Here is a 24,827-nt window from a genome sequence, read left to right as displayed (position 1 = left end):
GGGGCTGCATAAAGCCAGTGTTCAATGCCTCAGTGATTTAACATCATCCTCAGAAAGCCCGGTGATTCTGACGATCAACTCCCGTGGAAGACCGTCTTCCAGCATTGAGCCAGCAATACGCAACGCTTCCTCACGGCGCCCTTCGGCTAGACCTTTTTCAAGACCACGTTGCATACCTTCCCGCAGCCCTTTCCTCTGTCCCGCCCTGCGTATTTTTTCTACCATGTTCATTGTACTCTCCTTGTATCCGGGTACCTGCTGCGCCAGTTTACGCATAAATCGACTAAATCTCGGTTTGTGTCCGTGCCGGATAAGCAGGTAATTAAACAGCGCTTTTAGCTGGCTGTCATTAGTGGTTCCAGTAGTCAGGAGCGAGGCCACTTTGTCTGCCAGCCCCATCAGATCACGCCGACGAATATGTTTTTGCATCAGCTCCAGAAGCGCTACGCGTCGGTGCTGCATGATGTCATCATCCGGAACGACTGTGATATCCACTAATGGAAATGCCGACAGGTAAAGCTGATGTGCCAACGCCGGATTATCGAACCCATCCAGCCAGCACAACGAGAAAGGGTAAGGCGTGTCGATGCCGTGATAAAACAGCATCGGTACCACTAACGGTAACGTGTCATGCCCAGCGTCGAGATGGCTTTGCATTGCCGCTATCGCATAACGCATCAGGCGAAACGCCATATGAGTATCGGGACTGCTTTGATGTTCAATCACCACATAGATATAACCATCACCCTCACTGGTTTTCATCGACCAGAGCACATCGGAATAATAGGCGCGCAAGTTTTCTTCGATGAAACTGGCGGGTTTAAGTTCTAATGTCGTGAGATCGCATAATGTACGTAACCTGGAGGGAAGATGAATTTCAATAAAGTCGCGGGCAGTCTCCGGATACTTTAAAAATGTTTTAAATAGCGCATCGTGCGGTGTGGAAGTGGGCGATTTCTTCATGGTGGTCCGTCACCTGATTCACATAATGACGCGACTGTACTCGCCATCGTGACGGATAACACCCAGACTTTATCGGATATACGAACACAGTTCGGAGATAAACCACCTCAACTGTAACGGATTCATTTTTGCGGGATAGTGTACGCAGAAATGCCGGGCCAACCCGGCATATTCGGCTTAAAGAGATGTCCGACCAAACGCCCCCTGCCAGTCGTGCTCAAACTTGGCTACAGCGGCATCAACAGCTGGGGAACTTATCATCTGCTGAGCAACATCCAACGGCAGCGTGATGGCTTCGCAGCCGACCAGCAGGCAATCCAGCGCCTGACGTGGCGTTTTAAAGCTGGCAGCCAGAACTTTGGCGTGCGGAGCGTGCATTTTCAGTAAGTTCTGCAGATCGGCCACCATCTGAATCCCATCGCCCCCCTGCGCATCCACGCGGTTAACATAAGGTGCAACGTATTCTGCTCCCGCCAGCGCAGCTAACAATCCCTGTGCCGCACCATATACTCCCGTGCCCAGCGTCGGGATCCCTTCTTCCTTCAGTAACTTAATCGCCGCCAGACCTTCTGCTGTGACCGGTACTTTCACCACAATATCAGGAATAATGGCCCGAAGTTTACGCGCATCGCTAACCATACCCTCAGCGGTCGTCGCCATTACCTGAGAAAACAGACGCCCCCGGCCTCCCATCGCGTCATACAAAGCCGGTAGTAACACCTCCAGCGTCTTCTTGCCTGCTGCCACAATGCTCGGGTTTGTGGTCACTCCTGCCAGCGGAAAAATACGCGCCAGGGCTTTCACCGCGTCAATGTCAGACGTATCTAAATAGAGTTCCATAACCTTTCCTCAACGAATATTTGCCTGGATAAAAGGTAGCACGGCAAAACCTCGCAGTTAGTTGACGCACGTCAATATAACTTTCATTCGAAAGTAATTTAATCTTTATATGAAAGAAAAGAGGCCGTTTATGATTTTCAATATTCAGCGCTATTCCACTCACGATGGTCCCGGTATCCGTACCGTAGTGTTCCTTAAAGGATGCTCCCTGGGCTGTCGCTGGTGCCAGAATCCAGAGAGTCGCGCCCGTACACAGGATCTGTTATACGACGCGCGTCTGTGCCTGGACGGGTGCGACCTGTGTGCTCAGGCCGCACCCGCTGTGATTGAGCGTGCGCTGAACGGCCTGTTAATCCATCGCGAAAAACTAAGTGATGAAGCGATCACTGCACTGACCCACTGCTGCCCAACTCAGGCACTGACCGTTTGCGGCGAAGTCAAAAGTGTGGAAGAAATCATGTCCACCGTGCTGCGCGATAAACCGTTTTACGATCGCAGCGGTGGCGGGATAACGCTTTCCGGCGGCGAACCGTTTATGCAGCCGGAACTGGCAGCAGAATTATTGAAAGCCAGCCACGACGCAGGTATTCACACTGCAGTCGAAACCTGTCTGCATGTACCCTGGAAGTATATTGAACCTTCATTACCAGACATCGATCTGTTTCTTGCCGATCTAAAACATGTGGCCGATGCGCCGTTTAAACAGTGGACCGATGGTAGCGCCTCACGCGTACTGGAAAATCTGAAAAAACTGGCCGCGGCCGGTAAAAAAATGATTATCCGCGTGCCGTTAATTCAGGGATTCAACGCTGACGAAGCAGCCATCAAAGCCATTACCGATTTTGCCGCCGATGAACTTCACGTCGGTGAGATTCATTTTTTGCCCTACCACACCCTGGGCATCAACAAATACCACTTACTCAGTCAACCCTACAACGCCCCGGATAAACCGCTTGATGCGCCTGCATTGCTTGAATTTGCCGAGCAGTATGCCTGCCATAAAGGTTTAACCGCGACCCTACGAGGATAACCGCCATGACCACACTGAAACTGGATATACTCAGCGATCGTATCAAAGCGCACAAAACGGCCCTGATCCACATCGTGAAACCGCCAGTCTGTACTGAGCGCGCCCAACACTACACCGAGATGTATCAGCAACATCTGGATAAGCCTGTCCCGGTTCGGCGCGCGCTGGCACTGGCGCATCATCTGGCGGAACGAACAATCTGGATCAAGCATGACGAGCTGATTATAGGTAACCAGGCAAGCGAAGTGCGCGCCGCGCCTATCTTCCCGGAATATACCGTTTCCTGGATTGAAAAAGAGATCGACGACCTGGCGGATCGACCAGGCGCAGGCTTTGCGGTTAGCGAAGAAAACAAGCGGGTACTGCATGAAATTTGCCCGTGGTGGCGTGGTCAGACCGTGCAGGATCGCTGCTACGGTATGTTCACCGACGAACAAAAAGGTTTGCTGGAAACCGGTATTATCAAAGCCGAAGGCAACATGACCTCTGGTGATGCGCATCTGGCGGTAAACTTCCCGCTGGTGCTGGAAAAAGGTCTTGATGGTCTGCGCCACAAAGTCGACGAGCGCCGTGCCCGCATTAACCTCACCTGCCTGGAAGACCTGCATGGCGATCAGTTCCTGAAAGCCATTGATATCGTCCTCGACGCGGTGAGTCTGCACATTGAGCGTTTTGCCGACCTGGCGCGTGAAATGGCGGCCACTGAGACCCGCGAAAGTCGCCGCGATGAACTGCTGGCAATAGCGGAAAACTGCGATGTTATTGCCCACCAGCCACCGCAGACCTTCTGGCAAGCGCTGCAATTGTGCTACTTCATCCAGTTGATTCTGCAAATTGAATCAAACGGTCACTCGGTATCGTTTGGTCGCATGGACCAGTATCTCTATCCGTTCTATCGTCGTGACGTGGAGCTGAACCAGTCACTGGATCGTGAGCATGCCATTGAACTGCTGCACAGCTGCTGGCTGAAACTGCTGGAAGTGAACAAAATCCGCTCCGGGTCCCACTCAAAAGCGTCAGCAGGCAGCCCGTTATATCAAAACGTTACCATTGGCGGGCAAAATCTGCTTAACGGTCAACCAACAGATGCGGTCAATCCGCTCTCTTATGCCATTCTGGAATCTTGCGGTCGTCTTCGTTCAACTCAGCCAAACCTCAGCGTGCGCTATCACGCGGGAATGAGTAACGATTTCCTTGATGCCTGCGTACAGGTAATTCGCTGCGGTTTCGGGATGCCGGCCTTTAACAATGATGAAATCGTCATCCCGGAATTCATTAAGCTCGGTATTGAACCTCAGGACGCTTACGACTATGCGGCGATTGGCTGCATCGAAACCGCCGTTGGCGGTAAGTGGGGCTACCGCTGCACCGGAATGAGCTTTATCAACTTTGCCCGCGTAATGCTGGCTGCACTGGAAGGTGGTCGTGATGCCACCAGCGGGAAAGTGTTCCTGCCACAGGAAAAAGCACTCTCCGCGGGTAACTTCGATAATTTCGACGAAGTAATGGCTGCCTGGGATACGCAGATCCGCTATTACACACGTAAATCCATCGAGATTGAGTACGTAGTCGATACCATGCTGGAGGAAAATGTTCATGACATTCTCTGCTCCGCACTGGTAGACGATTGTATTGAGCGTGCAAAAAGCATTAAGCAAGGCGGCGCAAAGTATGACTGGGTATCTGGCTTGCAGGTCGGTATTGCTAACCTCGGCAACAGTCTGGCGGCAGTGAAAAAATTAGTCTTCGATCAGGGGGTTATTGGTCAGCAACAGCTGGCTGCCGCACTGGCAGATGACTTTGACGGTCTGACTCATGAGCAGTTACGCCAGCGTCTGATCAACGGTGCGCCAAAATACGGTAATGATGATGACAGCGTCGATACTCTGTTGGCCCGCGCTTATCAGACCTATATCGACGAACTGAAACAGTACCATAACCCACGTTACGGTCGTGGCCCGGTTGGTGGCAATTACTATGCCGGTACCTCTTCCATCTCCGCAAACGTGCCGTTTGGTGCAGCAACTATGGCGACGCCGGATGGCCGTAAATCCCATACTCCGCTGGCGGAAGGCGCGAGCCCGGCCTCCGGCACCGATCATCTCGGTCCGACTGCGGTTATTGGTTCGGTTGGCAAGTTGCCTACCGGCTCGATTCTCGGCGGCGTACTGCTCAATCAGAAACTGAATCCAGCGACGCTGGAGAATGAGTCTGATAAGCAGAAACTGATGATCCTGCTGCGCACCTTCTTTGAAGAGCACAAAGGCTGGCATATTCAGTACAACATCGTTTCCCGTGAAACGCTGCTGGAAGCCAAAAAACATCCGGATCAGTATCGTGATCTGGTGGTGCGTGTCGCTGGCTACTCCGCCTTCTTCACCGCCCTGTCTCCGGATGCGCAGGACGATATCATCGCCCGTACGGAACATATGCTGTAGCACCACTCGGATAACTACCGTGTTTATCCAGTCTTGAACCATTCCCCAATGGATTTCAAGTTGCAGGAACGCGGCAAGGCGGTACGTCCCCAGGAGCTTACATCAGTAAGCGACTGGGGCGAACCACCACTGCCAACGCACCTGTGGCGTGAAAGACGAAGTGGAAACTTTCATTCGAAATTAAATTTGTGCTGTAGGTCACATTGTTATTAGAATGTTGCTGGTTGCAGTGAAAGCCAGGAGCATTTATGACCATCAAAGTTATCGTCACCGATATGGACGGAACTTTTCTCGACGACGCCAAGCAATACGATCGTGAACGATTTATGGCGCAGTATCAGCAATTGAAAAAACAAGGCATTGAATTTGTCGTCGCCAGCGGTAACCAGTATTACCAGCTCATTTCCTTTTTCCCGGAACTCAAAGATGAGATCTCTTTTGTCGCAGAGAACGGTGCGCTGGTGTATGAGCATGGTAAACAGCTGTTTCACGGCGAGCTTACCCGCCATGAATCCCGTATCGTCATTGGCGAGCTGCTAAAAGATGAACAGCTCAACTTCGTAGCCTGCGGTCTGCAAAGCGCCTACGTCAGTGAAAATGCGCCGGACGCCTTTGTCTCCCTGATGTCGAAACACTATCACCGGCTAAAACCGGTAAAGGATTATCAGGATATCGATGATGTGCTGTTTAAGTTCTCACTAAATCTGCCCGATCAGCAAATCCCGTTGGTAATTGACCATCTGCATACCTCGCTGGACGGCATTATGAAGCCCGTCACCAGCGGCTTTGGCTTTATTGACCTGATTATTCCAGGTTTGCACAAAGCGAATGGTATCAGCCGCCTGCTAAAACGCTGGAACCTGTCTCCGCAGAACGTGGTAGCAATTGGCGACAGCGGCAACGATGCAGAAATGCTGAAAATGGCACGCTACTCTTTCGCCATGGCAAACGCAGCCGAGAGCATCAAATCCATTGCCCGTTATCAGACCAGTGATAACAACCATCAGGGTGCTCTGAACGTGATTCAGGCCGTGCTGGATAACACCTCCCCCTTTAACGCCTGAGCCTGTCTACCGGGGTACTCCACTCCGGTTTTCTCTCTTTTTGCATTCTGCGCCCCTCATCAAATTATTAAACTTGCATTAACTTATTTATAACTTATATTGTCATGTGTAAGTTAAATTAGTTTCGAATGAAGATTTATGTGAGGTGGTTATGGCTTTTACTTTTACCAGCGACACATTGCCTGCTGATCATAAAGCAGCAATCCGTCAGATGAAGCAGGAACTGCGGGCGCAACTTGGTGATGTCCAACAGATCTTCAACCAGCTTAGCGATACCATTGCCACGAGGGTGGCAGAGATCAACGCCCTCAAAGCGCAGGGTGATGCCGTCTGGCCGATGCTCTCTTATGCCGATATCAAAGCAGGTACTGTCACATCAGAACAGCGTGAGCTGATTAAACGTCGCGGATGCGCGGTTATCAAAGGCCATTTCCCCCGCGAACAGGCTCTCGGCTGGGATCAGTCAATGTTGGACTATCTGGACCGCAACCGCTTTGATGAGGTCTACAAAGGACCGGGAGACAATTTCTTCGGTACCCTGAGCGCATCACGTCCTGAGATCTATCCGATTTACTGGTCACAGGCGCAAATGCAGGCCCGCCAGAGCGAGGAGATGGCTAATGCGCAGTCGCTTCTCAACCGGCTGTGGACGTTTGAAAGCGAGGGTAAACAGTGGTTTAACCCGGACGTCAGCGTCATCTATCCGGACCGTATTCGCCGCCGCCCACCGGGAACCACCTCTAAAGGCCTTGGAGCACATACTGACTCAGGTGCACTGGAACGCTGGCTGCTTCCGGCCTATCAGCGCGTTTTCGCCAACGTCTTTAATGGCAATCTGGCGAAATACGATCCGTGGCATGCGGCGCACCGCACTGAAGTCGAAGAGTACACGGTGGATAACACGACCAAATGTTCGGTGTTTCGTACATTCCAGGGCTGGACAGCGTTGTCCGATATGCTGCCAGGCCAGGGGCTGTTGCACGTAGTGCCTGTTCCTGAAGCCATGGCCTATATTCTGTTGCGGCCACTTCTGGATGATGTCCCGGAAGATGAACTGTGCGGCGTAGCGCCAGGAAGAGTGCTGCCGGTTTCAGAACAATGGCATCCGCTGCTGATCGAAGCGCTAACCAGCATTCCACAACTGGAGGCCGGAGATTCCGTCTGGTGGCATTGCGATGTGATCCACTCCGTAGCCCCTGTAGAAAATCAACAGGGCTGGGGTAATGTGATGTACATTCCCGCCGCACCGATGTGCGAGAAAAATCTCGCCTACGCCCATAAAGTGAAGGCGGCACTGGAAAAAGGCGCATCACCGGGCGATTTTCCGCGCGAAGATTATGAAACCGACTGGGAAGGACGCTTTAGGCTGGAGGATTTGAATATCCACGGCAAACGCGCACTGGGAATGATTTAATCATCATACAGGCCTTCTCTCTCTACGGCGGTGCGTCGTTTTCCCTGACGTATCCGCCGGACTGATTCACGTATTGTCAACGCGCCATTAAGCAACAGAGTGCCAATCGGGGCATCGGGTCGCACCAGCCGTTGCTGGAGCATATGTACCGCCTCAATGCCCAACTCATCACGTGGAACGTGTACTGCAGTTAAGAGAACATCCTGAACTGCCGCCAGATTAAAGCCATCAATGCTCATCACCGAGACATCCTGTGGTACCCGTAGCCCGTGCTTTTGCAGGGCACTGATCGTCCCTGCCGCCATAAAATCCCCGCCAACCAGAAACGCGGTCGGTAGCGTTTTCGCCGACGTCTGCTTCAGCCATTCGCTTATTTGTAGCTCCGTTTCTTTTGCACTGAAACTGGGCACCACCAGTAGATCGCGTTTGTCATTAAATTTCAGATTTCGCGATTGCCACGCATCGCGGATCCCTGCCAGCCGAAGCTCCATGGTGTAACGACGCAGACAAAGCACGTTGATGATTTCCCGATGTCCCATTTCAAAAAGGTATTCGGCCGCCAGTTCGCCAACCGCACGATGATCGGGAGCGATTGCAGGCAAACGAACATGCCTGTCGCGACAATTGATCAACACACACGGTTTGCCGACATCAACCATAAGATCATGAATATGCGGATCGTCAATGCCCAGCAAAATCACCGCCTGCGTTTCCGGCTCATTGATGCGTGTCAGAAAAAGCTGTGCATCACTATCCAACTCCTCCAGCGCGCAGTAACGCAGCCGTACTTCATGGGAAGCCAAGCCTTTACTTAAACTTTGCAGAACGCGGAAATAAAAGATATCAGACCGCTCATCGAATGCCCGTTGCGGTGCAAAAACCAACAGATTATTCAGCAGCAGTCGACCCGCAGCCATTCCCTCCATCACCCCCAGTTCCCGCGCACATGCCAGCACCTTACTCCGTGCTTTTTCGCTGGTGTTGGCCTTCCCTGCGAGAACGCGGGAAACAGTGCTGATAGAGAGCTGCGTCCGGGCAGCAATTTCTGCGATTTTTAACCTTTTATCCATTTTGTGATCTCGGTCCACCAGGTAAATGAAAAAATTTTCACAGCGTTCAGATTAAGCAGTAACTGACCTCGAAAGCATGATGCCAAATTCATATGCATGGTTATGAGAAAGCTTGCACAAATTCTGCTATTACCGACCAAATTTCTCGCTTAAGGTTAATTTGCACAACGCTTCCATACTAGTTTGATATCAGTATTAATTAAAAAAACAATTAACTATCAAAGTGATAGATATATATCAATCGAAATGGATTTCCCCCTACATCGTCCGTCTTGTGGAGAGAAAAAATGAGTCAGGACATTAACAACACGGTTGCGGCAAATAAAACTCGCCGGGTGATTAAAAATTTGCGCTGGTATGTGCTGGTGCTTTTTTTACTTGGCGTGACGGTTAACTACATCACCCGAAACTCTTTGGGTATTCTGGCTCCGGAGCTAAAACTGAGCCTGGGTATTACCACCGAACAATATTCCTGGATTGTCGGTGCCTTCCAGCTTGCCTATACACTTTTTCAACCTCTGTGCGGCTGGTTAATTGATGTAATCGGTCTGAAGCTCGGCTTTATGGTCTGCGCATGCTTGTGGGCTATTGCTTGTATCGCTCACGCGGGTGCTGGTAGCTGGCTGCATTTGGCGATCCTGCGCTTCTTTATGGGCGGTGCGGAAGCCGCCGCCACCCCAGCCAACGCCAAAACCCTTGGCGAATGGTTCCCGAAAGCTGAACGTCCTGTTGCTGCCGGTTGGGCTGGTGTGGGTTTCTCGATTGGCGCAATGCTGGCTCCACCAATTATTTATTTCGCGCACGCCTCATTTGGCTGGCAGGGCGCATTCATGTTCACTGGTGTGCTGGCGCTGCTGTGGGTCATTCTGTGGTGGGTGTTCTACCATAATCCGGAACAGCACCCGAATCTTAGCAAAGACGAGCTGGCCTGGATCAAGCAGGATAATGAAGCCGCCCCGGTAAAACTGCCCTTTTTCACCTCTCTGAAAGATGTCGCTAAAAACAAACGTTTTTACGGTATTGCCATCCCTGCTTTTATGGCCGAACCGGCCTGGGCAGTGTTCAGTTTTTGGATGCCGCTCTACTTCGCCAAAGAATACGATATGGATCTGAAGCAGATTGCCTTATTCGCCTGGCTACCGTTTCTCGCCGCCGACCTGGGTAGCGTAGCAAGTGGTTATCTGACCAAACTCTATACCCGCCTGTTCGGCTGTTCACGAGTTAACTCAACCATCGCCAGTTCTGTCACCGGCGCATTCCTGATGATTTCACTTGCCGTGGTAGCGCTCACCCGGGATCCGATTATTGCCGTGATCCTGATGTCCATTGGCGGCTTCGGGCATCAGATCATCTCCTGCATGTTAAGTGCGCTGGTCGTAGAGTCGTTTGATAAAGGCCAGATGGCGACCGTGAACGGCATGCGTGGTTCGGCGGCATGGATCGCCAGCTTCCTGTTCTCCCTTTTAATTGGGGTTACCGCTGACAAAATCGGCTTTAACCCGCTATTCATCGCCATGGGTTTCTTCGACCTGATTGGCGCTATTTTCCTGGTGGCATTTATTGCTGAACGTCGCGCCAAGCGCGCTTGATAGTGGATGTATTGCATATGAAAACCCTGAAGACCTGGACCGTTAATAAGCAGTCGGCTCATCATCTGGAACTGCTGGTGGATAACCAGCACCACCTGTGCCTGTACGTACTGGAAGACAATCTGTTCCGCGTACTGATTAGACGCAAAGGTGAACTGGCGCTGGACAGAACCTGGAGCATCGCCCCGCAGCAAGATGTCCCCTGGGAGGGGCGTCATCGCGATGATTTAAGCGGTTTTACCTGCCCTGCGTGGACTCTGGAACAACAGGATGAAACGGTGACAATCAGCACTAAACAGCTACGGGTCACTGTACATCACCCCCTGTGGCTGGAATGGCACTATCGTAATGACGCCGGAGAATGGCAACCGCTTGCCAGCGATCGCGCAACCAGTGCCTACCTGCTAAATGCGCACGGAGATGGCGTGGCACACTACCTGAGTCGTCGCAAAGATGAGCGTTTTTATGGCTTAGGTGAAAAAGCAGGTAATTTGCAGCGCAATGGCAAACGCTATGAAATGCGTAATCTTGATGCAATGGGTTATAACGCTGTCAGCACCGACCCGTTGTACAAACATATTCCGTTTACTATTACCCGTCGTGATGATGTGAGCTACGGTCTGTTTTATGACAATCTGAGCAGTTGCTGGCTGGATCTGGGAAATGAAATCGACAACTATCACACCGCGTATCGCCGCTGGCAGGCAGAAGCTGGTGATATTGATTACTACATGTTTACCGGAAAACGCGTCCTGGACGTCACCAAAGCGTTTGTACGTTTGACCGGAAAAACCCTGTTCGGACCTAAGTGGAGCCTGGGGTATAGCGGCTCGACGATGCATTACACTGACGCCCCGGATGCACAGAATCAGCTAATGAACTTCATTCGCCTGTGCGATGAGCATGCAATACCGTGCGATTCATTTCAGCTCTCTTCCGGCTATACCTCGATCAATGGTAAGCGCTACGTCTTCAACTGGAACTACGATAAAGTGCCGCAGCCGAAAGTGATGTCCCGCGCCTTCCATGAAGCTGGACTGAAACTCGCGGCAAACATCAAACCGTGCTTATTGCAAGACCACCCACGCTATAACGAAGTCGCCGAAAAGGGCCTGTTCATTCGTGATTCAGAAACGAATGCGCCGGAACGCTCAAGTTTCTGGGATGACGAAGGGTCTAACCTCGACTTTACCAACCCACAAACCATTCAGTGGTGGCAGGAAGGAGTTACTACCCAACTGCTGGAAATGGGCATCGACTCGACCTGGAACGACAACAACGAGTTTGAAGTCTGGGACGGTGAAGCACGCTGCAACGGCTTTGGTCAGGAGATTGCTATCAAGCACATTCGACCAGTGATGCCACTGCTCATGATGCGTGCCTCGCTGGAAGCACAACAGCGGTTTGCCCCGGAAAAACGTCCCTATCTGATCTCGCGTTCAGGCTGCGCCGGAATGCAACGCTACGTGCAAACCTGGAGCGGCGATAACCGTACCAGTTGGGACACACTGCGCTATAACACGCGGATGGGGCTGGGGATGAGTCTTTCCGGGCTGTATAACGTCGGTCACGACGTTGGCGGTTTTTCAGGCAACAAACCAGATGCCGAACTGTTTGTACGCTGGATACAAAACGGCGTGATGCACCCACGCTTTACCATCCATTCCTGGAATGATGACCATACAGTCAATGAACCCTGGATGTACCCAGGCGTCACCCCGGCCATTCGCAGCGCGATTGAACTACGTTACCGTCTGCTGCCCTACTTTTATACGCTGCTCTGGCAGGCGCATGCCGACGACGAACCAATGCTGCGTCCTACGTTCCTCGACCATGAACACGATGAGCAGACATTCGAAGAGTGCGATGACTTTCTGCTTGGCCGCGATATTTTAGTCGCCAGCGTGGTCGAGGCGGGCCAACGCCAGCGTCGCGTATGGTTACCGGACAATGAAACCGGCTGGTACGATTTCTACACCCACGAATGGTTCTCCGGCGGTCAGTGGATCACCCGCGATGCCCCGCTGGAAAAACTGCCGCTACTGGTGCGTGCAGGTGCCGGTTTGCCAGTCAGCGAACGTATCAGTCACGTCAGTGTAGAGGAAGACAATAAGCGTGAGCTGAAGTTGTTCCCAGTCAAAGGTGTGGGAACGGCAACAGGTCTGCTGTTTGAAGACGATGGTGAAAGCTGGGGCTATCAGAACGGTAATGCCTTGTGGGTTGAATGGGAGATGATATGTGACAGTTCAACCATTAACCTCAAGGTTAAATCCCGTGGCGATTATCGTCCGGCGTGGAAAGCGCTGAAAGTTTCGTTACCGATAGGGGAACAACGCCAACTGTTGGTGAATGGTAAAGACGGGAGTGAGTGGGTGGTGTAATTGAATGCCGGGTGGCAACTTCGCCTTACCCGGCTTACAAGGCAGACTATTGGCCCGGTCAGCGTAGCGCCACCGGGCCACAATGTTTAGCCGTCGATCCCTTTACTACGCAGATAATCTTCGTAGTTACCGGTGAAGTCGATTACGCGTTCCGGCGTAATTTCAATCACGCGAGTTGCCAGCGAACTCACGAACTCGCGGTCGTGAGAAACGAAGATCAGCGTGCCCTGATACATTTCCAGCGCCATGTTCAGCGATTCAATCGATTCCATATCCAGGTGGTTGGTTGGTTCATCCATCACCAGAATATTCGGTTTCTGCATCATCAGCTTACCGAACAGCATGCGCCCTTTTTCACCACCGGACAGCACCTTCGCAGGCTTTTTGATATCGTCCTGGCTGAACAGCAGGCGACCGAGGAAGCTACGTACAACTTGCTCATCGTCCCCTTCCTGTTTCCACTGGCTCATCCACTCGAATACGGTCAGATCGTTTTCAAACTCATATTCGTGATCCTGCGCGTAGTAACCTACTTGCGCGTTTTCAGACCACTTCACCGTACCGTTATCCGGCTGCAGTTCACCCACCAGCGTTTTCAGCATGGTTGATTTACCCACGCCGTTAGCGCCCAGGATGGCAATCTTCTCGCCCACTTCCAAAAGCAGGTTGAAGTTTTTAAACAGTGGGCCTTCATCAAAGCCTTTAGCCAGCGCTTCCACTTCCAGCGCGTTACGGAACAGTTTCTTATCCTGCTCGAAACGGATGAATGGGTTCTGGCGGCTGGAGGCCTTCACTTCATCGAGTTTGATCTTATCAATCTGGCGCGCACGAGAGGTCGCCTGACGAGATTTCGACGCGTTAGCACTGAAGCGGCTGACGAAAGATTGCAGATCGGCAATCTGCGCTTTTTTCTTGGCGTTATCTGCCAACAGACGCTCGCGAGCCTGCGTTGCCGCCGTCATATATTCGTCGTAGTTGCCTGGGTAAACACGCAGCTCGCCGTAGTCCAGATCCGCCATGTGCGTACAGACCATGTTCAGGAAGTGACGGTCGTGCGAAATGATGATCATGGTGCTGTCACGCTCGTTCAGCGTCTGCTCCAGCCAGCGGATGGTATCGATATCCAGGTTGTTCGTTGGTTCGTCGAGCAACAGAATATCCGGGTTAGAGAACAGCGCCTGTGCCAGAAGCACACGCAGTTTCCAGCCAGGAGCGACTTCGCTCATCGGTCCGTAATGTTGTTCTACCGGAATACCCACACCCAGCAGCAATTCGCCCGCACGTGCTTCTGCGGAGTAACCGTCCATCTCGCCGTATTTCACTTCGAGGTCGGCAACTTTATAGCCGTCTTCTTCGCTCATTACTGGCAGCGCATAGATACGATCGCGTTCCTGCTTCACTTCCCACAGTTCAGCGTGCCCCATAATAACGGTGTCCAGCACAGTGAACTCTTCAAAAGCAAACTGATCCTGACGCAGCTTACCGATGCGTTCGTTCGGATCGAGTGAAACGTTACCCAGCGTCGGCTCAAGATCGCCGCCGAGAATTTTCATAAAAGTGGATTTACCGCTACCGTTCGCGCCAATCAGGCCGTAACGGTTGCCGCCGCCAAATTTGACGGAAATATTTTCAAACAGCGGCTTACTGCCGAACTGCATGGTGACGTTGCTGGAAACTAACACTGGCGTATCCTGAAAGAAATATGTGACAAACCGCTTATTATGCCATAACTCTAAAATAAGATCGCGCCTTCGTGCTGAAGGGATAAAGTGAAAGCAAACGGAAAAAAATGTGATTTAGTACACATCCGAATTCCTTGTTGCTCAGAATGCACATATAATGCGTGCCCAACACTACATAAATCTCAACCCACTAGCCTGCTTGGCTTCAGAATCTCGCAAAAATGAATATGAAATTGACAACGCTTTTCGCGGCGGCGCTCGCGGTAGTTGGTTTTTGTAATACCGCTTCAGCCGTCACGTATCCGCTGCCTACCGATGGTAGTCGCTTGATTGGCCAGAACCAGGTCATCACCATCCCTGAAGGTAATACCCAACCGCTGGAGTATTATGCGGCTGAATACCAGATGGGTCTGTCCAACATGCTGGAAGCAAACCCAGGCGTGGACACCTTCCTGCCGAAAGGCGGTACCGTACTGAACATTCCGCAGCAGTTGATTCTGCCGGATACCGTACATGAAGGTATTGTTATCAACAGCGCTGAAATGCGTCTGTACTACTATCCGAAAGGTACCAATACCGTGATCGTTTTACCAATTGGTATCGGCCAGTTAGGCAAAGACACGCCTATCAACTGGACCACCAAAGTGGAACGTAAGAAAGCGGGCCCAACCTGGACGCCAACGGCGAAAATGCACGCTGAGTACCGCGCTGCGGGTGAACCTCTGCCAGCCGTAGTTCCGGCAGGCCCGGATAACCCGATGGGCTTGTACGCACTGTATATCGGTCGTCTGTACGCTATCCACGGGACCAACGCTAACTTCGGCGTCGGCCTACGCGTCAGCCACGGCTGCGTGCGTCTGCGTAACGAAGACATCAAATTCCTGTTTGAAAATGTTCCGGTCGGCACTCGCGTACAGTTTATCGATGAACCAGTGAAAGCCACCACTGAACCAGATGGTAGCCGTTACATTGAGGTGCATAACCCACTGTCAACCACTGAAGCGCAGTTCGAAGGCGGGGAAATTGTTCCGATTACCCTGAACAAGAGCATTACCAGCATCACCGGTCAGTCTGATGTTGATCAGTCCGTCGTTGAGCAGGCAGTACAAAACCGTTCCGGTATGCCGGTTCGTCTGAACTAAGCAGACCAGAAACGAAAAAGGCGGATGAATCATCCGCCTTTTTTATTGCCTCTTTGCCGCTATCACATCAGCAACAACAATCCATATCCTACCAGCATCGCCCATATCAGCATCGGCACCGAGTACAGATGAAAACGCCACCAGATACGCCGGTCGTTTGCCATCCGTAATGCAATAATATTCGCCAGCGATCCCTGCAACAGGCCAAAACCGCCAATATTAACAGCCCAGGCCAGCAACTGCGTCGGTGGCACATAGTTCAACAGCAAAATCGTACCGGGAACATTACTGATAAACTGTGACAAGCCGATTGCCGTCAACCATAGCCCCGGCGCTGAGAGCGCCCCAATCTGGTTAGCTATCCCTTGCAACAGGGGTAATTGCGTCAGCAAATGTACATCAATGAACATCGCCATAAACACCAGCAATAACGTCCAGTCCACGCTGAGTATCACGCGACGAGCCAGGACCATGAACCCCGCAGCCACAATCGCCAGCCCCCAGAGTTCCTGCTTCAATTCCAGAGCCGTCAAAAAGACGATATAGAACACCAGACAACTCCACACCAGCCGAGGTTGCCAGTCAGGCGCAGATGTACCAGTATGATAATGCAAGGCTTTATGCGGAAAACTGAACCAGCAGAGCACCACCAGCGTCAGCATCATGGCGCCAGCAAGCGGTGCCATTTGCCAGGTAAACGCCGCAAATGAAAGGCCAGAGCGTCCCCACATCAGGATGTTCTGCGGATTTCCTATCGGCGTCAGCAACGATCCGGCGTTAACCGCCAGCGCCTCAAAGATGATGAGGCGGTTAACCGGGATAGCGCACAGTTTTTTCAGGGTAATCGTCAGCGGAACGACAATAAATAAAGCAACATCGTTGGTCAAAAACGTCGACAGTAACGCCGCAGCCAGCACCATAAATATTGCCAGCTGACGTTCCGTGTTGAAACGGCGAGTCATTTTTCGCCCTAACACGTCAAAGCAACCGCTTAACTCCACGCCTTTGGTGAGTAGCATCAGACCACTGAGCGTAATGATCGTGTGCCAGTCAATTGCCCCCGGCCAGCTCCGGGGCGCAAACGGCGTCAACAGACTTAGAATAATCCCGACGATGATTAGCAACTGGAAAAAGCGATCGCGCTGCAAAGCGCGTAGTAAAGGAAAACTCATTCAGAGCCTGTTCCATGTTGTTGCGTAAACCGGCTAAAAGCCTCCAGCGTTTCCTTGCTCACGTGGTGTTCCATGCCCTCCGCATCACGACGGGCAATTTCTGGACTGATCCCTAACATCAGCAGAAAATTTTCCACAATCTGATGACGCTCGCGACTCTCCTGAGCCAGCTTCTCGCCCTCTGCGGTTAAAAACACACCGCGCCAGGGGATCATTTCAATCAATCCTACTGACGCCAGGCGCTTCAGCATTTTGGCAACGGTGGGCTGGGAAACCCCAAGACGTGCCGCCATATCCACCTGGCGCGCTTCACCGACTTCGATAATGAGATCGGAAATCAGCTCAACGTAGTCATCAATCAGTTCGCGTCGATGCGCCTCCCTGACCTGGCGAAACCCTTCAACGTGTTCTTCAACATTCACCAATTGCGTCACTTTTTTTGTTGTTGGCGTACCTGCGCGACGACTCATTCTGCTTCCTCGTTACTGTGACGCGTTAACGGCATCTGATTAGAGAGCGCTCATTGTAAACCAGAGTTGCGTGGGCACAAAAAATTAACGTTTTAGCAATAGCTATATAATATAGCCTGTGCTATATCTGTATATAATAAAGACATCCCTCAAGGACTGATGGGATCGTGAAGTCAGGAGGTTCATATGAATGAATTCAAGAGGTGTATACGCGTGTTTAGCCATTCTCCCTTTAAAGTACGGTTGATGCTGATCTCTATGCTGTGCGACATGATTAACAGCAAACCAGAGCAGGAAAAACCTTCAAGTAAATAATGCGGCGTCGCGGTACGCCGCTTCATTTTCCTGCTGTAACGTAGTTACGGTGACAGATTACGCGCCAATAACCCTTCTTTTTGTCCGTTTTGCCACTGCCATCCCAAAACAATTTCTTTGTAGTAGTTGACCTTCTCCTGCGCACACTCTATCTTTTCGCAGCCCTGCGTATATTGCGGCTCGCAGATGCGGACCTCATCCCTCTTCTCGCTCTCTCAGGCAGGCAATGACCCTTTGCGCCAGGGTAAGCACATGGCGTTTTTGCAACAGTGGCATATGAATTTAACCCTCAAAGACTCACTTATTGCTCGTAGCCGGGCTATTAGCCCGTGGACTGGCCTTTATTTCTTACAGTCTCTGCTGATCAACCTTGCACTGGGCTACTCGCTTAGCCTGCTCTATAGCGCCGCTTTTACCTGTATATTGCTGCTACTTTGGCGTTATGCGCCGCGCACGCAGAAAGTGCTGATTGGCATTTGTTCATTGATTGCGGCGATGTACTTTCCGTTCGGCCAGGCTTACGGCTCGCCAAACTTTAATACCTTGCTGGCGCTGCACTCGACCAACATGGAAGAGTCCACCGAGATCCTGACGATCTTCCCCTGGTACAACTACCTGGTTGGGGTATTTATTTTTGCGCTTGGCGTTATCGCCGTTCGCCGTAAAAAAGAGATGAACAGACCACGCTGGAATAAGCTCGATAGCCTGTGCTTGCTGTTTAGCATCGTGGCGTTCTTTGTTACTCCCGTGCAAAACCTGGCCTGGGGTGGTGTATTTAAACTGAAAGACACTGGCTACCCGGTATTTCGTTTTGCTAAAGACGTCATCGTTAACAACAACGAAGTGCTCGATGAACAGGAGCGGATGGCGAAACTGGCAAGCGTCAAAGATAGCTGGACAGTGACAGGGGTAAAACCCAAATACCATACCTATGTCGTGGTGATTGGTGAGAGCGCCCGACGCGATGCGCTAGGTGCGTTTGGCGGTCACTGGGATAATACCCCATTTGCCAGTAGCGTTAATGGCTATATCTTTGCCGATTACATTGCCGCGAGCGGTTCAACGCAGAAGTCACTTGGCTTAACACTGAATCGGGTGGTCGATAATAAGCCTCAGTTCCAGGACAACTTTGTCACCCTGGCTAACCGCGCTGGCTTCCAGACATGGTGGTTCTCTAATCAGGGGCAGATTGGAGAATATGATACAGCGATAGCAAGCATCGCGAAGCGGGCCGACGAAGTACATTTCCTCAAAAACGGTGACTTCGAAGCCGATAAAAACACCCGTGATGAAGCGCTGTTGAAGATGACCGCTCAGGTATTGGCAACCGAGCGCACCCAGCCACAACTGATTGTGCTGCATTTAATGGGTTCACATCCGCAGGCCTGCGATCGTACACAAGGGAAGTACGAAACATTCGTCCAGTCGAAAGAGACCTCCTGTTATCTGTACACCATGACGCAAACGGATGACCTGCTGCGCCAGCTTTACGATCAGCTACGTAACAGCGGGGATAGCTTCTCGATGGTCTATTTCTCCGATCATGGACTGGCCTTTAAAGAACGTGGAAAAGAGGTGCAGTATCTGGCACATGACGATCAGTTCCAGCAGAACTTCCAGGTTCCTTTTATGGTACTGTCCAGCGATGATAAAGCACATCGGGTGATTAAAGCCCGTCGCTCCGCGAATGATTTCTTGAGTTTCTTCTCTCAGTGGACAGGGATCAGTGCGAAGGAAATTACCAACAGCTACCGTTTTATCTCAGAGAAAAAAGCCGGGCCGGTTTACATCACCAACTTCAAATTGCAGAAGGTAGATTACAACCATCTGGGTACCGACATTTTCGAGACAAAATCACGCTAGCATCCAGAACCGCACGCAAAAAAAATCCGCCCCAAGAGGCGGATTTTTTATATCACCGAAGTGATTAGAAGCGGTAACCAACACCCGCGATCCAGCTACCTACGTCAACGCTACGAATACGGCTCTGCTCGTAAGAGAAGTCCAGAGCAACGTTTTCGATCGGGTTGAACTGCACACCGGCACCGTAAGAGAAACCGTAGTCGCTGGTGGTGTGGTTGTCAGCAGGAGTTGCTGCATCCTGGAATTTACCGTAACCAACACCTACAACACCGTAGATGCTCGCCCAGTCATTCAGACGGTACGCAGGACCAGCAGTGATGCCGTAGTACTGAGTTTTGTTGTAGTCGCCAGAAGCGTCGGTACGATCTTTTTCAGTGTAAGTGAAGGAACCGATTACGCCCAGCGGGCTGTTGTCCTGCTCGTAGCGATACTTCAGGTTAAAACCGTTCATTTTGTTCGCTGCGCCCTGAGCATCGCTCTGAGCGTAACCACCAGTAACGGTAGAAGTAGCAGCTACAGCGGTACCTGCGGAGAAAGCCAGAACAGCGGCCAGTGCTGAAAGACATGCAATTTTTTTCATAACCACCTCAAATGTGCTTCAAGTAAATCCTAAGTTTTAAATATACCAAAAATTGATGGGAAACTCTTTGCGATTAGCGATGTCTAACGAGGCTTTTCATGTAACAGAACGTTTCAAAACACCGCTATCTCTTTCAATTAACATCACTTTTCCAACGAATTATGCCATTATTGCGCGCACAACATGGCACATTCATCCAGATGATTCCTAATCACGCAGATTATTAATCCATCATTTTCATGCCATTGTACGGATCTCAGTAATTTTTTTTTCAACGAATACTCAACCAGCTGAGCGTATTTCCATTACACTCGCTCTTTTACTTTTCTATACACAAACTCATCCAGGCCGCAGTCCAACAGAGGCGGCCCGCAGGAGCAGGTGTATTAACATCATTTGACAGGAGAAAGGATGCCGGGGTCGTCACGTAAAGCGCCAGTATGGTTGCCTATTTTGGTTTTGCTTATTGCTATGTCCTCCATTCAAAGCGGAGCATCGCTGGCGAAATCACTGTTCCCCCTTGTCGGCGCGCCTGGTGTTACCGCGCTGCGTCTTGCACTGGGAACGATAATCCTCATCGCATTCTTTAAACCATGGCGTTTACGATTTGCAAAAGAACAGCGTCTTCCTCTGCTGTTTTATGGCCTGTCACTAGGCGGGATGAACTATCTTTTCTACCTGTCAATTCAGACCGTGCCGTTGGGTATTGCCGTGGCACTGGAATTTACCGGACCGCTCGCGGTGGCGCTGTTCTCTTCCCGACGTCCCGTTGATTTTATTTGGGTTGCGCTGGCCGTACTCGGACTCTGGTTCCTGTTGCCGCTGGGCCAGGACGTATCACACGTTGACTTAACCGGTGCTGCGCTTGCTCTGGGTGCTGGCGCCTGCTGGGCTGTCTATATTCTGACTGGGCAGCGGGCCGGCGAAGAACATGGACCTGCAACCGTGGCGGTAGGTTCATTGATAGCAGCACTCATTTTTGTTCCGATTGGCGTGATGCAGGCTGGAGATGCGCTGTGGCACTGGTCAATACTCCCGCTAGGTTTGGCGGTGGCTGTTCTCTCCACGGCCCTTCCCTACTCACTGGAGATGATCGCGTTGACCCGATTACCGACGCGTACCTTTGGTACGTTAATGAGCATGGAACCCGCGCTGGCCGCCGTTTCCGGGATGATTTTCCTTGGAGAAACGCTGACGATGGTACAGACGCTGGCCTTAGGGGCAATCATTGCCGCCTCAATGGGGTCGACACTTACCATCCGCAGAGAGCCACAAATTAAGGAACTAGACGTTAAATAACCTTCCATTATTCTGCATGGTTTGCATAACCATGCAGAATATCCTGCTGTTTATCGCAGTAATTATTATTCTTACACTTAATCCATTCTCATAATCATATTCATCTGCATCAGATGCACGCAAAATAAATATCCGATACTGACACAATAACAATATATCCAAATGATTTTATTGAACATTTTATATTCACCTCGCTCTCCACTATTAAAGTGATAGGTAAGGCCAGAAAAATAAATCCAAAATAAGGTCTATACTTACTCCCGTTGAATGACCTGGGACGTAAATATCAAGAGGATATGAAATTATGACTACCGCAAAACTGGTAAAAACAAAAGCATCCACTCTCCTTTATACCCGCAACGATGTATCCGACAGTGATAAAAAAGCTACTGTGGAGCTGTTGAATCAGCAGGTGATCCAGTTCATCGACCTGTCACTCATCACTAAACAGGCTCACTGGAATATGCGCGGTGCCAATTTTATTGCCGTACATGAAATGCTCGATGGCTTCCGTACTGCGCTAACCGATCACCTTGATACCATGGCTGAGCGCGCCGTACAGCTGGGCGGTGTTGCACTGGGTACAACGCAGGTAATTAACAGCAAAACGTCACTAAAAAGCTATCCGCTGGACATCCACAGCGTTCAGGATCACTTAAAAGAGCTGGCCGAACGTTATGCCGTGGTCGCTAACAGCGTGCGTAAAGCCATTAACGAAGCAAAAGACGAAGATACTGCCGATATCTTTACAGCAGCATCACGCGATCTCGACAAATTCCTGTGGTTTATCGAAGCTAACATCGAATAATAACTGTCATAAGTATTCCCTATAACACCCTCGCTCCCGCGGGGGTTTTGCACTTTTATGGTGCACAACATTGATCGTTCGTCACTTCAAAGTAAAATATTTGTAATAATCACCTCACACAATCGTTAACGAAAGATTGTTTTATCTACAATTTTTACGCTAAATAGTCATACCGTTTGTACTGCACTATTCATGCACCAAATCAGTGCCCCGAAACGGTGCAAATCACCAGCATTGCCTTACTTATTGTGCAGTAAAACGAAAGGTCTCCTTTTTAAAACAATAAGTTGCAAAACTGGCACGATTTTTTCATTACGTTTTAAGCTCTCGCAGGGGATCGCCCCGTGGATATAAAAGGAAATGCTATGAAGTCTGTATTTAAAGTTTCACTGGCTGCACTTACCCTGGCTTTTGCGGTGTCATCTCATGCCGCGGATAAGAAACTCGTTGTCGCAACCGACACCGCCTTTGTTCCATTTGAGTTTAAACAAGGTGATAAATACGTTGGTTTTGATGTGGATCTGTGGGCTGCCGTAGCTAAAGAACTGAAGCTGGATTATGAACTGAAACCTATGGATTTCAGCGGCATCATCCCGGCGCTGCAAACCAAAAATATCGATTTGGCTCTGGCTGGTATCACCATCACCGAAGAACGTAAAAAAGCGATCGACTTCTCTGACGGCTACTACAAAAGCGGTCTGTTAGTGATGGTTAAAGCAAACAATAACGACGTGAAAAGCGTGAAAGATCTGGATGGTAAAGTCGTTGCAGTGAAGAGCGGCACCGGTTCAGTGGATTACGCGAAAGCGAACATTAAAACCAAAGATCTGCGTCAGTTCCCGAACATCGATAACGCATATATGGAACTGGGTACAAATCGCGCAGATGCAGTACTGCACGATACACCAAACATTCTTTACTTTATCAAAACCGCGGGTAATGGCCAGTTCAAAGCTGTAGGCGACTCTCTGGAAGCCCAACAGTACGGTATCGCCTTCCCGAAAGGCAGCGACGAACTGCGTGAGAAGGTAAACGGTGCGCTGAAAACACTGCGTGAAAACGGCACCTATAACGAAATCTACAAAAAATGGTTCGGTACTGAACCTAAATAAAACAGCCTGAACATCGGCTCGTCGAGCCCGGTAGCACTTACGCATACCGGGCCTACGTTTTGGCCCCAGGTCGGATAATCCGACACTGCTGGCTGTTTGAATATTTTCACCACGGTAACAGGAACGACATATGCAGTTTGACTGGAGTGCCATCTGGCCCGCCATTCCGCTTTTGATAGAAGGCGCCAAAATGACCCTGTGGATTTCGGTCCTCGGTCTGGCAGGCGGTCTGATCATCGGACTAGCAGCGGGATTTGCGCGTACCTTCGGAGGTTGGATTGCCAACCACGTTGCGCTGGTCTTTATCGAAGTCATCCGCGGTACGCCGATCGTCGTACAGGTGATGTTTATCTACTTCGCCCTGCCAATGGCGTTTAACGACTTGCGTATTGATCCCTTCAGCGCCGCCGTTGTCACCATCATGATTAACTCAGGGGCCTACATCGCGGAAATCACGCGCGGCGCGGTACTCTCAATCCATAAAGGCTTCAGCGAAGCTGGACTGGCGCTTGGCCTCTCACGTACTGAGACCATTCGCCACGTTATTTTACCTCTCGCACTGCGTCGTATGCTGCCACCGTTGGGCAACCAGTGGATCATCAGTATCAAAGATACTTCGTTGTTTATTGTCATTGGTGTCGCTGAACTTACCCGTCAGGGTCAGGAAATCATTGCCGGTAACTTCCGCGCACTGGAAATCTGGAGCGCCGTCGCGGTGTTCTATCTGATCATTACGCTGGTGCTGAGCTTCATTCTGCGTCGTCTGGAAAGAAGGATGAAAATCCTGTGATTGAATTTAAAAACGTCTCTAAGCATTTTGGCCCAACCCAGGTGCTGCATAACATTGATCTGAATATTGGTCAGGGTGAAGTGGTGGTGATTATCGGACCTTCCGGTTCTGGTAAATCCACGCTACTACGCTGCATTAACAAGCTGGAAGAAATCACCTCGGGTGAACTGATCGTCGATGGCCTGAAGGTAAATGACCCGAAGGTAGACGAACGATTGATCCGCCAGGAAGCGGGAATGGTGTTCCAGCAGTTCTACCTTTTCCCACACCTGACGGCGCTGGAAAACGTCATGTTTGGTCCACTGCGCGTACGTGGAGCGACGAAAGAGCAGGCAGAGAAACAGGCCAAAGAATTATTAGCGAAAGTTGGTCTGGCCGAGCGTGCTCATCACTATCCTTCTGAGCTTTCCGGCGGTCAGCAGCAGCGCGTAGCTATCGCCCGCGCACTGGCGGTGAAGCCGAAAATGATGCTGTTCGATGAGCCGACTTCAGCACTTGACCCGGAACTGCGTCACGAAGTATTGAAGGTCATGCAGGATCTGGCGGAAGAAGGTATGACGATGGTGATTGTGACCCACGAAATCGGCTTTGCCGAAAAAGTGGCCTCTCGTCTGATTTTCATTGATAAGGGCCGTATTGCTGAAGATGGTAATCCGCAAGCTCTGATTGAAAATCCGCCAAGCCAGCGTTTGCAGGAATTTTTACAGCACGTTTCCTGATACAAATACCTCCCTTCCCCGAAGGGAGGTTCTACACCAGAATCCTCTCATTTCAATTTTCTCCCGCACTGACATCTATACTTATC

General features: G+C 50.8%; 21 protein-coding genes. 14 read left to right on the top strand and 7 right to left on the bottom strand.

Translation table 11 applies throughout. From position 1 onward, the window contains the following. Nucleotides 1–21: 21 nt before the first annotated feature. The gene (locus tag AACS05_RS07090; protein ID WP_045441204.1) at nt 22–963 is read right to left on the bottom strand and encodes an Rpn family recombination-promoting nuclease/putative transposase; all 942 of its coding nucleotides are present in this window, start codon (nt 961–963) and stop codon (nt 22–24) included. 177 nt (nt 964–1,140) lie between these two features. After that, nucleotides 1,141–1,803 carry a fructose-6-phosphate aldolase gene (gene fsa, locus AACS05_RS07085; protein ID WP_045441203.1) on the bottom strand — a complete coding sequence of 221 codons (663 nt, stop codon included), beginning with the start codon at nt 1,801–1,803 and terminating at the stop codon, nt 1,141–1,143. A gap of 130 nt (nt 1,804–1,933) precedes the next feature. On the opposite strand from fsa, the gene AACS05_RS07080 reads away from it, so the two are divergent. The 4 genes from AACS05_RS07080 (at nt 1,934) to AACS05_RS07065 (ending at nt 7,749) form a co-directional block, all read left to right on the top strand. Next, on the top strand, nt 1,934–2,833 hold the full coding sequence (locus AACS05_RS07080) for a glycyl-radical enzyme activating protein (RefSeq protein ID WP_045441202.1): 900 nt from the start codon (nt 1,934–1,936) through the stop codon (nt 2,831–2,833). Between the two features lie 5 nt (nt 2,834–2,838). After that, nucleotides 2,839–5,271 carry a glycyl radical protein gene (locus AACS05_RS07075; protein WP_045441201.1) on the top strand — a complete coding sequence of 811 codons (2,433 nt, stop codon included), beginning with the start codon at nt 2,839–2,841 and terminating at the stop codon, nt 5,269–5,271. A 248-nt stretch (nt 5,272–5,519) separates the two neighbouring features. Next, complete coding sequence (locus AACS05_RS07070; RefSeq protein ID WP_045441200.1) at nt 5,520–6,335, top strand: Cof-type HAD-IIB family hydrolase; 816 nt, start codon at nt 5,520–5,522, stop codon at nt 6,333–6,335. Nucleotides 6,336–6,486: 151 nt separating this feature from the next. Then, nucleotides 6,487–7,749 (top strand): DUF1479 domain-containing protein, encoded by a 1,263-nt coding sequence (locus AACS05_RS07065; RefSeq protein WP_045441199.1) that lies wholly within the window; start codon nt 6,487–6,489, stop codon nt 7,747–7,749. Here the strand turns inward: AACS05_RS07065 and AACS05_RS07060 are convergent. After that, a complete protein-coding gene (locus AACS05_RS07060) occupies nt 7,746–8,819 on the bottom strand; it encodes a LacI family DNA-binding transcriptional regulator (protein ID WP_045441198.1) in 1,074 nt (357 codons plus the stop codon). The two genes, AACS05_RS07065 and AACS05_RS07060, sit on opposite strands and share 4 nt — an antisense overlap. Before the next feature lie 287 nt (nt 8,820–9,106). Between AACS05_RS07060 and AACS05_RS07055 the strand changes: the two genes are divergently transcribed. Then, nucleotides 9,107–10,408, top strand: coding sequence for an MFS transporter (locus tag AACS05_RS07055; RefSeq protein WP_045441197.1), 1,302 nt, complete (start codon nt 9,107–9,109; stop codon nt 10,406–10,408). Between the two features lie 17 nt (nt 10,409–10,425). Further along, nucleotides 10,426–12,789: a glycoside hydrolase family 31 protein gene (locus AACS05_RS07050; protein ID WP_045441196.1), complete on the top strand. Its 2,364-nt coding sequence runs from the start codon at nt 10,426–10,428 to the stop codon at nt 12,787–12,789. Nucleotides 12,790–12,875: 86 nt separating this feature from the next. Here the strand turns inward: AACS05_RS07050 and AACS05_RS07045 are convergent, their stop codons facing one another. Continuing rightward, nucleotides 12,876–14,471, bottom strand: a complete 1,596-nt coding sequence (locus tag AACS05_RS07045) for an ABC-F family ATPase (protein WP_045441195.1) — start codon at nt 14,469–14,471, stop codon at nt 12,876–12,878. 221 nt (nt 14,472–14,692) lie between these two features. Between AACS05_RS07045 and ldtB the strand changes: the two genes are divergently transcribed. Next, nucleotides 14,693–15,613, top strand: a complete 921-nt coding sequence (ldtB, locus tag AACS05_RS07040; protein WP_045441194.1) for a L,D-transpeptidase — start codon at nt 14,693–14,695, stop codon at nt 15,611–15,613. 62 nt (nt 15,614–15,675) lie between these two features. Here the strand turns inward: ldtB and AACS05_RS07035 are convergent, their stop codons facing one another. Beyond that, complete coding sequence (locus tag AACS05_RS07035) at nt 15,676–16,785, bottom strand: anion transporter (RefSeq protein ID WP_045441193.1); 1,110 nt, start codon at nt 16,783–16,785, stop codon at nt 15,676–15,678. After that, on the bottom strand, nt 16,782–17,255 hold the full coding sequence (gene mntR, locus AACS05_RS07030; protein WP_045441192.1) for a manganese-binding transcriptional regulator MntR: 474 nt from the start codon (nt 17,253–17,255) through the stop codon (nt 16,782–16,784). The genes AACS05_RS07035 and mntR overlap by 4 nt, the downstream gene beginning before the upstream one ends. Nucleotides 17,256–17,441: 186 nt before the next feature. On the opposite strand from mntR, the gene mntS reads away from it, so the two are divergent. Further along, complete coding sequence (mntS, locus tag AACS05_RS07025) at nt 17,442–17,570, top strand: manganase accumulation protein MntS (RefSeq protein WP_045441191.1); 129 nt, start codon at nt 17,442–17,444, stop codon at nt 17,568–17,570. A 276-nt stretch (nt 17,571–17,846) separates the two neighbouring features. After that, complete coding sequence (locus AACS05_RS07020; RefSeq protein WP_045449511.1) at nt 17,847–19,433, top strand: phosphoethanolamine transferase; 1,587 nt, start codon at nt 17,847–17,849, stop codon at nt 19,431–19,433. A 64-nt stretch (nt 19,434–19,497) separates the two neighbouring features. Here AACS05_RS07020 and ompX read toward each other — a convergent pair whose 3' ends face one another. Next, on the bottom strand, nt 19,498–20,013 hold the full coding sequence (gene ompX, locus AACS05_RS07015; RefSeq protein ID WP_045441190.1) for an outer membrane protein OmpX: 516 nt from the start codon (nt 20,011–20,013) through the stop codon (nt 19,498–19,500). 411 nt (nt 20,014–20,424) lie between these two features. Here ompX and rhtA point away from each other — a divergent pair, with 411 nt between their 5' ends. The 5 genes from rhtA to glnQ all read left to right on the top strand — a co-directional run bounded on the left by rhtA (nt 20,425) and on the right by glnQ (nt 24,741). Then, entirely contained in the window at nt 20,425–21,312 is an 888-nt protein-coding gene (rhtA, locus tag AACS05_RS07010) for a threonine/homoserine exporter RhtA (RefSeq protein WP_045441189.1), read from the top strand. A 304-nt stretch (nt 21,313–21,616) separates the two neighbouring features. Beyond that, on the top strand, nt 21,617–22,120 hold the full coding sequence (gene dps, locus AACS05_RS07005) for a DNA starvation/stationary phase protection protein Dps (protein WP_045441188.1): 504 nt from the start codon (nt 21,617–21,619) through the stop codon (nt 22,118–22,120). 365 nt (nt 22,121–22,485) lie between these two features. Next, on the top strand, nt 22,486–23,232 hold the full coding sequence (glnH, locus tag AACS05_RS07000) for a glutamine ABC transporter substrate-binding protein GlnH (protein WP_045441187.1): 747 nt from the start codon (nt 22,486–22,488) through the stop codon (nt 23,230–23,232). A gap of 130 nt (nt 23,233–23,362) precedes the next feature. After that, a complete protein-coding gene (gene glnP / locus AACS05_RS06995; RefSeq protein WP_003035248.1) occupies nt 23,363–24,022 on the top strand; it encodes a glutamine ABC transporter permease GlnP in 660 nt (219 codons plus the stop codon). Then, a complete protein-coding gene (glnQ, locus tag AACS05_RS06990; protein ID WP_045441186.1) occupies nt 24,019–24,741 on the top strand; it encodes a glutamine ABC transporter ATP-binding protein GlnQ in 723 nt (240 codons plus the stop codon). The genes glnP and glnQ overlap by 4 nt, the downstream gene beginning before the upstream one ends. The last annotated feature ends 86 nt before the right edge of the window (nt 24,742–24,827 follow it).

Origin of the sequence: Citrobacter sp. S-77 (assembly GCF_963864895.1) — a bacterium.
In the GTDB taxonomy this organism is placed as follows: Bacteria; Pseudomonadota; Gammaproteobacteria; order Enterobacterales; family Enterobacteriaceae; genus Citrobacter; species Citrobacter murliniae.
This window is presented reverse-complemented; position numbering and strand designations above follow the sequence as displayed.

Bases quoted from the DNA above. Each gene is read 5' to 3' on its own strand.
- mntR (WP_045441192.1), bottom strand. From the start codon at position 17,255: ATGAGTCGTCGCGCAGGTACGCCAACAACAAAAAAAGTGACGCAATTG.
- glnP (WP_003035248.1), top strand. From the start codon at position 23,363: ATGCAGTTTGACTGGAGTGCCATCTGGCCCGCCATTCCGCTTTTGATA.
- AACS05_RS07050 (WP_045441196.1), top strand. From the start codon at position 10,426: ATGAAAACCCTGAAGACCTGGACCGTTAATAAGCAGTCGGCTCATCAT.
- AACS05_RS07090 (WP_045441204.1), bottom strand. From the start codon at position 963: ATGAAGAAATCGCCCACTTCCACACCGCACGATGCGCTATTTAAAACA.
- AACS05_RS07020 (WP_045449511.1), top strand. From the start codon at position 17,847: ATGAATTTAACCCTCAAAGACTCACTTATTGCTCGTAGCCGGGCTATT.
- mntS (WP_045441191.1), top strand. From the start codon at position 17,442: ATGAATGAATTCAAGAGGTGTATACGCGTGTTTAGCCATTCTCCCTTT.
- dps (WP_045441188.1), top strand. From the start codon at position 21,617: ATGACTACCGCAAAACTGGTAAAAACAAAAGCATCCACTCTCCTTTAT.
- rhtA (WP_045441189.1), top strand. From the start codon at position 20,425: ATGCCGGGGTCGTCACGTAAAGCGCCAGTATGGTTGCCTATTTTGGTT.
- AACS05_RS07065 (WP_045441199.1), top strand. From the start codon at position 6,487: ATGGCTTTTACTTTTACCAGCGACACATTGCCTGCTGATCATAAAGCA.
- AACS05_RS07035 (WP_045441193.1), bottom strand. From the start codon at position 16,785: ATGAGTTTTCCTTTACTACGCGCTTTGCAGCGCGATCGCTTTTTCCAG.
- AACS05_RS07055 (WP_045441197.1), top strand. From the start codon at position 9,107: ATGAGTCAGGACATTAACAACACGGTTGCGGCAAATAAAACTCGCCGG.
- glnH (WP_045441187.1), top strand. From the start codon at position 22,486: ATGAAGTCTGTATTTAAAGTTTCACTGGCTGCACTTACCCTGGCTTTT.
- ldtB (WP_045441194.1), top strand. From the start codon at position 14,693: ATGAATATGAAATTGACAACGCTTTTCGCGGCGGCGCTCGCGGTAGTT.
- AACS05_RS07060 (WP_045441198.1), bottom strand. From the start codon at position 8,819: ATGGATAAAAGGTTAAAAATCGCAGAAATTGCTGCCCGGACGCAGCTC.
- AACS05_RS07070 (WP_045441200.1), top strand. From the start codon at position 5,520: ATGACCATCAAAGTTATCGTCACCGATATGGACGGAACTTTTCTCGAC.
- AACS05_RS07075 (WP_045441201.1), top strand. From the start codon at position 2,839: ATGACCACACTGAAACTGGATATACTCAGCGATCGTATCAAAGCGCAC.
- fsa (WP_045441203.1), bottom strand. From the start codon at position 1,803: ATGGAACTCTATTTAGATACGTCTGACATTGACGCGGTGAAAGCCCTG.
- AACS05_RS07080 (WP_045441202.1), top strand. From the start codon at position 1,934: ATGATTTTCAATATTCAGCGCTATTCCACTCACGATGGTCCCGGTATC.
- ompX (WP_045441190.1), bottom strand. From the start codon at position 20,013: ATGAAAAAAATTGCATGTCTTTCAGCACTGGCCGCTGTTCTGGCTTTC.